Annotated in this window: 1 protein-coding gene; it reads left to right on the top strand. The window is 45.2% G+C overall.

Annotation, left to right across the window (positions count from 1 at the left end; all coding sequences use genetic code 11):
- Positions 1-279: hypothetical protein (locus tag HC176_RS19905; protein ID WP_209309849.1), on the top strand; the 279-nt coding region annotated here is incomplete at both ends.

Below are 279 nucleotides of genomic sequence, written 5' to 3'. Positions count from 1 at the left end.
GAGATCCATAGCAATCCTTTTATTTTTTATCGCTCATTCCCTCCCCGCACAACAAAATGTACTCACACCGCAGGATGTAGCCCGCATTGAATATGTACAGGAGGCAGTAATTTCTGAAGACGGAAAACGAATTGCCTTTCAACTGCTGGTTCCAAAAGATCCGACCCAGGAAAATGCTCCGGCCAGTTCGCACCTTTATGTATATGAGAGGAGCTCTAAAACTTCGACACCTTTTGTGACCAACTACAGTACGGGTAATGTAAAATTCAGGCCAGGCCA

The organism is Tamlana crocina (assembly GCF_012037625.1).
The sequence above is the reverse complement of the archived record's forward strand: the minus strand, read 5'-3'. Positions and strand labels throughout refer to the sequence as shown.